Source organism: Streptomyces sp. NPDC057002 (genome assembly GCF_042673825.1).
Taxonomy (GTDB): Bacteria; Actinomycetota; Actinomycetes; order Streptomycetales; family Streptomycetaceae; genus Streptomyces.
The window spans coordinates 469445-478636 of record NZ_JBHURZ010000009.1 but is presented as its reverse complement, the minus strand read 5'-3'; the positions used below and the strand labels follow the sequence as shown (position 1 = coordinate 478636).

The following is a 9192-nucleotide window of genomic DNA, read 5'->3' as shown; positions in this document are numbered from 1 at the left end:
TGGCGAAGCTGAGAACTTAAGCGCCAGTAAACGGCGGTGGTAACTATAACCATCCTAAGGTAGCGAAATTCCTTGTCGGGTAAGTTCCGACCTGCACGAATGGCGTAACGACTTCTCGACTGTCTCAACCATAGGCCCGGTGAAATTGCACTACGAGTAAAGATGCTCGTTTCGCGCAGCAGGACGGAAAGACCCCGGGACCTTTACTACAGTTTGATATTGGTGTTCGGTTCGGCTTGTGTAGGATAGCTGGGAGACTTTGAAACTCGCACGCCAGTGTGGGTGGAGTCGTCGTTGAAATACCAGTCTGGTCGTGCTGGATGTCTAACCTGGGTCCGTGATCCGGATCAGGGACAGTGTCTGATGGGTAGTTTAACTGGGGCGGTTGCCTCCTAAAGAGTAACGGAGGCGCCCAAAGGTTCCCTCAGCCTGGTTGGCAATCAGGTGTTGAGTGTAAGTGCACAAGGGAGCTTGACTGTGAGACCGACGGGTCGAGCAGGGACGAAAGTCGGGACTAGTGATCCGGCGGTGGCTTGTGGAAGCGCCGTCGCTCAACGGATAAAAGGTACCCCGGGGATAACAGGCTGATCTTCCCCAAGAGTCCATATCGACGGGATGGTTTGGCACCTCGATGTCGGCTCGTCGCATCCTGGGGCTGGAGTCGGTCCCAAGGGTTGGGCTGTTCGCCCATTAAAGCGGTACGCGAGCTGGGTTTAGAACGTCGTGAGACAGTTCGGTCCCTATCCGCTGTGCGCGTAGGAATATTGAGAAGGGCTGTCCCTAGTACGAGAGGACCGGGACGGACGAACCTCTGGTGTGCCAGTTGTTCTGCCAAGGGCATGGCTGGTTGGCTACGTTCGGGAGGGATAACCGCTGAAAGCATCTAAGCGGGAAGCCTGCTTCGAGATGAGTATTCCCACCTCCTTGAGAGGGTAAGGCTCCCAGTAGACGACTGGGTTGATAGGCCGGATATGGAAGCACGGTAACGTGTGGAGTTGACCGGTACTAATAGGCCGAGGGCTTGTCCTCAGTTGCTCGCGTCCACTGTGTTGGTTCTGAAACCACGAACAGTTGTCGGCTTTGAGCAGAACAGACAATTAAAGAGTGTGCTTGTTCGCTCGAAACCATTAGGGTTTCGGTGGTAATAGCGTAGGGGAAACGCCCGGTTACATTTCGAACCCGGAAGCTAAGCCTTACAGCGCCGATGGTACTGCAGGGGGGACCCTGTGGGAGAGTAGGACGCCGCCGAACAATCTTTGGAAGGACCCCTGGTCCCAGCGTTCAGCTGGGACCAGGGGTCCTTTTTATTTTGCGGTGCGCACCGGGTAGCCGGCTGCGCGAGAATGACTTGCGGTACCGAAGACAGGAGTCACCATGTCCACCAACTCTCCCGACGACCGACCGGAGCGCGACCAGCGGCGACGGGAGGGGGACCGGAGCGACCGTGGCGGTCAGCGCGGGGATCGTGGAGACCGCGGGGGCTTCCGCCGCGACAACGACCGTGGTGGACACGGGCGTCGTGACGGCGACCGAAGCGATCGCGGCGGTCGAGGCGATCGTTCGGACCGGGGTGAGCGTGGTGGCTTCCGGCGTGACGACCGGCGCGACGACCGGCGTGACGACAGCCGTGGTCGTGACGACAGCCGTGGTCGTGACGACAACCGTGGTGGTGGCTACGGCCGGCGTGATGACCGTGATCGGGGACCGCGCAGGGACGATCGCGACCGAGGCGGGTTCCGGCGCGACGACCGTGGTGACCGTCCCTCCTTCCGGCGCGACGACCGTGGAGAGCGCCGCGACGACCGGGACCGTCGTGGCTTCCGGCGTGACGACAGTCGTGGTCGCGATGACAGCCGTGGTCGTGATGACAACCGTGGTGGTGGCTACGGCCGGCGCGATGACCGCCGAGGCGATGTCCGTCGCGGAGACGACCGTGGACCGCGCGGTGGGTTCCGCCGGGACGACAGGCGCGATGACCGTCGGGACGACAGGCGTGACGACCGTCGCGACGGTGACCGCGGAGGGTTCCCGCGGCGCGACGACCGTGGGGAGCGTCGCGACAGCCGGGACCGTACCTTCCGCGGTGACGACCGGGACCGCGGCTTCCGTGGGGACGATCGCGACCGTGGCTTCCGGCGTGACGACCGGGGCGGTTTCCGCCGGGATGACCGGCGCGATGACCGTCGGGACGACAGGCGTGACGACCGTCGGGACGAGCGCCGTGGGGACGACCGCGGGGAGCGTGGCGGTTTCCGTCGGGACGACGCCGGTCGAGGCGGGCGCGGTGGCTTCCGTCGTGATGACGCTCCTCGGGGCGAGCGTGGTGAGTTCCGTCGCGACGATCAGCGCGGCGACCGTGGTGACCGCAGCGAGCGTGGCGGCTTCCGTGGGCGCGACGACCGTGGTGGGCGTGGGCCCCGGCGGGACGATCGCGATCGTCCCGGCTTCCGGCGCGAGGGCGGTGACCGTGGTGGGTTCCGTGGGCGCGACGACCGGCGTGACGACCGGCGTGGCGCCGGCCGCTTCCGTGAGGAGCGGGAGCGGGACAGGGAGCCGATCAAGCGGCTGCCGATCCCCGAGGACGTCACGGGCGACGAGATCGACAAGGACGTACGGCAGGAACTGCTGAGCCTGCCGAAGACGCTCGCTGACGATGTCGCCAGGAACCTGGTGATGGTCGCGCGGCTTCTCGACGAGGACCCCGAGGGCGCGTACAACTACTCGAGGATCGCGCTGCGGCTGGCGTCGCGTGTCGCCGCCGTGCGGGAGGCCGCCGGGTTCGCCGCGTACGCCAACCAGAAGTACGGCGAGGCGCTGGCCGAGTTCCGGGCCGCCAAGCGGATGACCGGGAACATCGATCTGTGGCCCGTGATGGCCGACTGCGAGCGTGGGCTCGGGCGGCCGGAGAAGGCGCTGGACATGGCCGGTGCCCCCGAGGTGCACAAGCTCGACAAGGCCGGACAGGTCGAGATGCGGCTCGTCGCCGCCGGTGCGCGGCGCGACATGGGGCAGCTGGACGCGGCCATCGTGACGCTGCAGAGCCCCGAACTGGCCGCCAACTCCGTGCAGCCGTGGACCGCGCGGCTGCGGTACGCGTACGCCGACGCGCTGCTCGCCGCCGGGCGGGAGAGCGAGGCGCGGGAGTGGTTCGCGAAGGCAGTGGAGGCCGACCGGGACGGCAGCACGGACGCGTCGGACCGGCTCGCCGAGCTGGACGGTGTGGAGTTCGTCGACGTCATGACTGATGACGAGAGCGACACCGACGCCGTGAGCGACGGCGGGGAGTCCTCCGAGGACTCCGAGGACTCCGAGGACTCCGAGGAGGAGAAGGACTGACGTCCGGTGGAAGGGGGCGGATCCCGGTGGGGATCCGCCCCCTTCTTTTTTGTGTTCAGAGGTCCAGCGTGCGCAGCACCAGGCCCGATGCCGGCTTCGGGCCGAACGACGTCGACTTGCGGGGCATCGTCACGCCCTGCCGGGCCAGGTCCCGGACGACCTCCTCGCGGACCGGGTGCATCAGGACGGCGGTACCGCCGTCGCGTTCCGCCTTGGCGACCGTGGCCGCCGTGTCGTGGATGTAGGCGATATGGGCGGGTGAGTCCTCGGGGATGTGCCAGACGTGCTCGAGGAGCGTGGCGTGCAGGACCGTCGCGTCGAGGGTGCGCCAGGCCGCGGGGCGGTCGGCGGGGATCGTACGGGCCAGGAGATCCGGGTCCGGGTGGTCGACGAGATGGAAGGAACCGTCGCCGGCCAGCAGGAACGCGTTGCCCTCGCAGGCCGCGTCCGCCAGCACCTCCAGGGCCTCGGGCAGGGAGGCCGTCAGGCGGCGTACCCGGAACAGGCCGTGCAGGGCTGCCACCGCCCGGTCGACCGGCAGGTCGTGCAGGAGGCGGTGGATGGCGCGGACCCGGAGGGGGTAGCGGGCCGTGTCGACCAGGAGGACCAGGCCGTGGTCCCACGGGCTGGGGGAGGGGTGCTCCGTGCGGAGCCGGCGGTACGTTGCCCAGCGGTGGTGGCCGTCGGCGATGAGGGCCTGGTGACGGGCCAGGTCGGTCCGGATCGCGGCCAGCTCGGCGGGGGCGGTCACGGACCACAGGCGGTGGCTGAAACCGTCCTCTGTCGTGGTGGACAGGAGCGGAGGCCGGTCGGCGGTGCGCTCGATCAGGTCCGCCGTGGCGGTCGTCGGGCCGTCGCCGCGGTAGGTCAGCAGGAGGGGTTCCAGGTTCGCGGAGGTGGCCCGCATCAGGGCCGCGCGGTCCGCGACGATGTGCGGCATGACGTCCTCGTGCGGCAGCACCACCTGCTCGGCGGGGTCCGACACGCGCAGGGCGCCGATGATGCCGCGCTGCAGCATGCCGGCGCCGTCCCGCTGCTCGTAGATGTAGAGGCCGGGTTCCGGATCGGTGGCCAGGACGCCCTCGGAGAGCCAGCGGTGCAGGGTCTCGGCGGCCTGTTCGTTGCGGGCACTGGGCGTGGCGGCCTGGGGCAGGATCAGACGGACGATGTTGTGCGGGTCGGAGGACTCGAGGTGGTGCAGGCCGTCGGGGCGCACCACGACGTCGTACGGCGGAGATGTCACGGCGGCAAGGCTGCCGACCCGGTCGGGGTCGTAACGAAGGCCTCGGAACGGGGTGAGTTCCAGGCCTCGGTGCTCCGTTGCCTCCGAGTGACCTGCTGTGTTCATCCCGGCATCGTACGGGTGTCAGTGGCATGGGGGATGATCGGGGGAAAGCCGTCGAACGAGGAGCGATGCGGGATGAGCCGGAGCGTCAGGACGAGGCCCGAGGGCAGTGGGCAGGCCCTGAGCGAGGCGTACGACACGGCGCTGCTCGATCTGGACGGGGTCGTGTACGCGGGCGGGAGCGCGATCGCGTACGCCGTCGAGTCGCTGGCCGAGGCGCGGGCGGGCGGGATGCGGCTCGCGTACGTCACGAACAACGCGTTGCGGACTCCGGACACCGTGGCCGCGCATCTGACCGAGCTGGGGATACCCACGGGCGCGGACGACGTCATCACCTCGGCGCAGGCGGTCGCGCGGCTGATCAGTGAGCAGGTGCCGCAGGGCGCCCGGGTGCTGGTGATCGGCGGGGAGGGGCTGCGGGTGGCGCTGCGCGAGCGCGGGCTCGTGCCCGTCGAGTCGGCGGACGACGATCCGGCGGCGGTGGTCCAGGGGTTCGGCGGGCCCGAGCTGCCGTGGGGCCGGTTCGCGGAGGCTTGTTACGCGGTCGCGCGCGGCGTGCCGTGGTTCGCGTCCAACACCGACCTGACGATTCCGAGCGGGCGTGGGATCGCGCCGGGCAACGGCGCGGCGGTGGAGGTCGTCCGGATCGCCACGGGCGCCGAGCCGCAGGTCGCGGGGAAGCCGCTGCCGCCGATGCACCGGGAGACCATCCTGCGGACCGGGGCGAAGCGGCCGCTCGTGGTGGGGGACCGGCTGGACACGGACATCGAGGGCGCGTTCAACGGGGACGTCGACTCGCTGCTCGTCCTGACCGGGGTCACCGACGGCGCGCAGCTGCTGGCCGCGCCGCCGCACCACCGGCCGACGTATGTGGACGCCGATCTGCGGGGGATGCTCAGCGGCCAGCCGGACGTCGAGGCGGTGGACGACGGCGGATTCCGGTGCGGAGGCTGGACGGCGACGGCTGGTGCGGAGGCGCTGGAGCTCGACGGGGACGGCGAGGCGCTGGACGGGCTGCGTGCGCTGTGTGCGGCGGCGTGGACGGCCGCCGGAGAGGGCGCGTGCGAGCTGGACGGGGGGAAGGCGCTGGCAAAGCTGGGCCTCTGAGCGCGGGTTGGGGTCGGCGATGCGCGGGCACGCTTCGGCTGTGCGTCCGGAGGACCGCGGCCGGGATCCGAAATCGTGATCGAATGGCAGGGTAGGCTAACCTAACTTGCGTGTTGGTCGAGAGTCCCCCCGAACAGCGCGCGGAGACCGCCCCCGCGCCCCCGACTCGACGGGTGGTACGAGCCTTTGGGCTGGTCCTGGCCGTCGCGATCCTGGTGCTCGTCGCGCTGGCGAGTATCGCGATCGGAGCGAAAGAGCTGTCCCTCGGGCAGGTCTGGCACGGTCTGTTCGAGGACTCGGGGACGTACGGCGATGTCGTCGTCGCTGAGCGGATGTCACGGACCGTGCTGGGGCTGCTCGCCGGTGCCGCCCTCGGACTGGCCGGCGCTGTCCTGCAGGCGCTCACGCGCAACCCGCTCGCCGACCCAGGGCTGCTCGGCATCAACGCCGGGGCGTCCGCCGCGGTCGTCACCGCGATCACGTTTCTCGGGGTCACCTCGCTCAGCGGCTACGTCTGGTTCGCGTTCTTCGGCGCGGCCGCGGTCGGGGCGCTGGTCTGGTTCCTCGGCGGCAGCCGGGGCGCGACGCCGGTGCGGCTCGCGCTCGCCGGTACGGCCCTCAGCGCCGCGCTCTACGGCTACCTCCAAGCCGTGATGATCATGGATGACGCGGCGCTCGGCAAGATGCGGTTCTGGACGGTGGGTTCGCTCTCCGCGGCGACCGACTCGACCATCGAGCAGGTGCTGCCGTTCCTGCTGGCCGGGACGGCCCTGGCACTGGCCCTGGCCCGGCCGCTCAACGCCATGGCCATGGGCGACGACACCGCCAAAGCGCTCGGCGCCAACCTGAACCGGACCCGGGCGCTGTCCATGCTGGCCGCGACCGTGCTGTGCGGGGCGGCGACCGCCGCCTGCGGGCCGATCGTGTTCGTCGGACTGATGGTGCCGCACGTCGTGCGCTCCTTCACCGGGCCCGACCTGCGCTGGATCCTGCCGTACGCGGCGATCCTGTCGCCCGTGCTGCTGCTCGGTGCCGATGTCGTCGGCCGGATCGTGGCCCGGCCGGCGGAACTGCAGGTGGGCATCGTGACCGCGATCCTCGGCGGACCGGTGTTCATCTACCTCGTACGACGGCGGAGGACGGCGCAGCTGTGAAGACCACCAACCGTGCTGTGAGGTCCCCGGGCGGGCTCTCGATACGCCTGGACGTGCGGGCCTTCGTCGTCGTGCTTCTGCTGCTGGCCGCGGCGCTCACGGCGAGTGTCGTGCTCATCGGCACCGGCGACTTCCCGATCCCGGCCGCCGATGTGCTGCGGACCCTGTTCGGGCAGGGCAACGAGGGCCAGGAGTTCATCGTCAACGAGCTGCGGCTGCCGAGGGTTCTGGTCGGACTGCTGGTCGGCGCCTCGCTCGGACTCGGCGGCGCGCTGTTCCAGTCCATCTCCCGCAATCCGCTGGGCAGTCCGGACGTACTCGGCCTCGGACAGGGGGCGACGGCCGGCGCGCTCACGATGATCGTGCTGTTCTCCGGGGACGCGAACCAGATCGCTCTGGGCGCGCTCGTGGGCGGTCTGGTGACCGGGCTCGCGATCTATGTGCTCGCCTGGAAGCGGGGCGTGCACGGCTACCGGCTGGTGCTGGTCGGCATCGGCGTCTCCGCGATCGTCACCGGGGTCAACGGCTATCTGCTCACCAAGTCCGACATCGTGGACGCGGCCCGAGCGGTCGTGTGGATGACGGGCTCGCTCGACGGCCGTGACTGGGACCAGGTGTGGCCGCTGCTCGTGCTGTGCGCCGTGCTCGTGCCGCTCGTCCTCTGCAACGCGCGCGGGCTGCGGATGATGGAGATGGGCGACGACGTGTCGTACGCCTTGGGGGTCCGGGTGGAGCGGGTGCGTCTGCTGCTGATGGTGGCGGCCGTGCTGCTCACCGCGTCCGCGACCGCCGCCGCCGGTCCCGTCAGCTTCGTCGCGCTGACCGCGCCGCAGCTGGCCCGGCGCCTGACCCGTTCGCCCGGCCCGAACCTGCTGCCCTCCCTGTGCATGGGCGCGGCCCTGCTGGTCACCGCCGACTGGCTCTCGCAGCGGGCGTTCGGCGCCGAGCAACTGCCCGTGGGCGTGGTCACCGGCGTGCTGGGCGGTGTCTACCTGCTGTGGCTGCTGGTCACCGAGCGCAAGGCGGGCCGGATATGAGCAAGAACCAAAGGAGCACTGTGAACCGTCTGTCCGCCGAGAACGTCACCCTCGCCTACGACCAGCGGGTGATCGCCGAGCAGCTGTCGGTGGAGATACCCGACAACTCCTTCACCGTGATCGTCGGCCCCAACGCGTGCGGCAAGTCGACGCTTCTGCGGGCACTGTCGCGGATGCTCAAGCCCAGCGAGGGCCGGGTGCTGCTCGACGGTCAGGTCATCCAGTCGATGCCCGCGAAGAAGGTCGCGAGGACCCTCGGCCTGCTGCCCCAGTCGTCCATCGCGCCCGACGGCATCACCGTCGGCGACCTGGTGGGCCGTGGCCGCTACCCGCACCAGGGCATCCTGCGCCAGTGGTCGGCCGACGACGAGCGCGTCGTCCAGGAGTCCATGAGGCAGACGGGCGTCGCCGAGCTGGCCGAGCGCTACGTCGACGAACTGTCCGGCGGTCAGCGCCAGCGTGTGTGGATCGCCATGGCGCTCGCCCAGCAGACCCCGCTGCTGCTGCTCGACGAGCCGACGACGTACCTGGACATCCAGCACCAGATCGACGTACTGGACCTGTGCGCGGAGCTGCACGAGGAGCAGGGGCGCACGCTCGTCGCCGTGCTGCACGACCTGAACCACGCCGCCCGCTACGCCACGCACCTCATCGCCCTGCGCGAGGGAGGCGTCATCGCCGAGGGCGCGCCGAAGGACATCGTCACGGCCGAGCTGGTCGAGGAGGTCTTCGGGCTGCGCTGCCAGGTCATCGACGACCCGGAGACGGGCACGCCCCTGGTGGTGCCGGCGGCGCGGCGGGCACGCGCCGGGGCAGGGGTCGAGAAGGTGACTACAGAAGCTTCCTGAGCTGGAGCAGGTCCCGCACGCCCGCGTGCAGTTTCACCCGGCCCGAGCCCCAGGCCTTGGCGAAGCTCAGCTCGCCGTCGACCAGCGCCACCAGATCGTCGCCGGCCATGACGAGCCTGATCTCGGCCTTGGCGGGCGGCGGTCCCTGCACGGTGTCGTGCACCTCGATCCGCCCGCCGCGCATCCGGCCGACGAAGGTGACGTCCAGGTCCGTGATGTGGCAGCTCACCGAGCGGTCCAGGGCCGCGGCGTCGCGGACGTCCCCTTCGGCGCGCTGCATGTTGTCCGAGAGCTTGTCGAGTGCGCTGCGGCACTCCTCGATCGTGGCCATCGCCGACGACGGTACCGCAGTGGTTCGCGGTAGC

At 69.6% G+C, this 9192-nt stretch carries 8 protein-coding genes and 2 rRNA genes; 8 read left to right on the top strand and 2 right to left on the bottom strand.

All coding sequences use genetic code 11. The features are described from left to right. The 4 genes from ACFT32_RS37565 to ACFT32_RS37550 form a co-directional block, all read left to right on the top strand. Positions 1 to 1029: ribosomal RNA gene (locus tag ACFT32_RS37565) — 23S ribosomal RNA — on the top strand; the annotation flags it as partial. A gap of 105 nt (positions 1030 to 1134) precedes the next feature. Further along, positions 1135 to 1251: ribosomal RNA gene (rrf, locus tag ACFT32_RS37560) — 5S ribosomal RNA — on the top strand. A 58-nt stretch (positions 1252 to 1309) separates the two neighbouring features. Continuing rightward, complete coding sequence (locus ACFT32_RS37555) at positions 1310 to 2629, top strand: hypothetical protein (protein ID WP_382498146.1); 1320 nt, start codon at positions 1310 to 1312, stop codon at positions 2627 to 2629. Further along, a complete protein-coding gene (locus ACFT32_RS37550; protein ID WP_382498144.1) occupies positions 2566 to 3336 on the top strand; it encodes a tetratricopeptide repeat protein in 771 nt (256 codons plus the stop codon). Before ACFT32_RS37555 ends, ACFT32_RS37550 begins: the two co-directional genes overlap by 64 nt. Positions 3337 to 3391: 55 nt before the next feature. Here the strand turns inward: ACFT32_RS37550 and ACFT32_RS37545 are convergent, their stop codons facing one another. Beyond that, the gene (locus ACFT32_RS37545; protein WP_382498102.1) at positions 3392 to 4684 is read right to left on the bottom strand and encodes a DUF1015 family protein; all 1293 of its coding nucleotides are present in this window, start codon (positions 4682 to 4684) and stop codon (positions 3392 to 3394) included. A gap of 72 nt (positions 4685 to 4756) precedes the next feature. On the opposite strand from ACFT32_RS37545, the gene ACFT32_RS37540 reads away from it, so the two are divergent. From ACFT32_RS37540 to ACFT32_RS37525, 4 genes are all read left to right on the top strand, one after another. Next, entirely contained in the window at positions 4757 to 5788 is a 1032-nt protein-coding gene (locus ACFT32_RS37540) for an HAD hydrolase-like protein (protein WP_382498100.1), read from the top strand. Positions 5789 to 5898: 110 nt separating this feature from the next. Beyond that, positions 5899 to 6942 (top strand): FecCD family ABC transporter permease, encoded by a 1044-nt coding sequence (locus tag ACFT32_RS37535; RefSeq protein WP_382498098.1) that lies wholly within the window; start codon positions 5899 to 5901, stop codon positions 6940 to 6942. Further along, the gene (locus ACFT32_RS37530; RefSeq protein WP_382498096.1) at positions 6939 to 7979 is read left to right on the top strand and encodes a FecCD family ABC transporter permease; all 1041 of its coding nucleotides are present in this window, start codon (positions 6939 to 6941) and stop codon (positions 7977 to 7979) included. The genes ACFT32_RS37535 and ACFT32_RS37530 overlap by 4 nt, the downstream gene beginning before the upstream one ends. Further along, positions 7976 to 8827: an ABC transporter ATP-binding protein gene (locus ACFT32_RS37525; RefSeq protein ID WP_382498094.1), complete on the top strand. Its 852-nt coding sequence runs from the start codon at positions 7976 to 7978 to the stop codon at positions 8825 to 8827. The genes ACFT32_RS37530 and ACFT32_RS37525 overlap by 4 nt, the downstream gene beginning before the upstream one ends. On the opposite strand, the gene ACFT32_RS37520 is transcribed toward ACFT32_RS37525, so the two are convergent. Then, positions 8811 to 9158 carry a sterol-binding protein gene (locus ACFT32_RS37520; protein ID WP_328337666.1) on the bottom strand — a complete coding sequence of 116 codons (348 nt, stop codon included), beginning with the start codon at positions 9156 to 9158 and terminating at the stop codon, positions 8811 to 8813. The two genes, ACFT32_RS37525 and ACFT32_RS37520, sit on opposite strands and share 17 nt — an antisense overlap. Between the last annotated feature and the right edge of the window lie 34 nt (positions 9159 to 9192).

Bases quoted from the DNA above. Each gene is read 5' to 3' on its own strand.
- ACFT32_RS37525 (WP_382498094.1), top strand. From the start codon at position 7,976: ATGAGCAAGAACCAAAGGAGCACTGTGAACCGTCTGTCCGCCGAGAAC.
- ACFT32_RS37540 (WP_382498100.1), top strand. From the start codon at position 4,757: ATGAGCCGGAGCGTCAGGACGAGGCCCGAGGGCAGTGGGCAGGCCCTG.
- ACFT32_RS37520 (WP_328337666.1), bottom strand. From the start codon at position 9,158: ATGGCCACGATCGAGGAGTGCCGCAGCGCACTCGACAAGCTCTCGGAC.
- ACFT32_RS37545 (WP_382498102.1), bottom strand. From the start codon at position 4,684: ATGAACACAGCAGGTCACTCGGAGGCAACGGAGCACCGAGGCCTGGAA.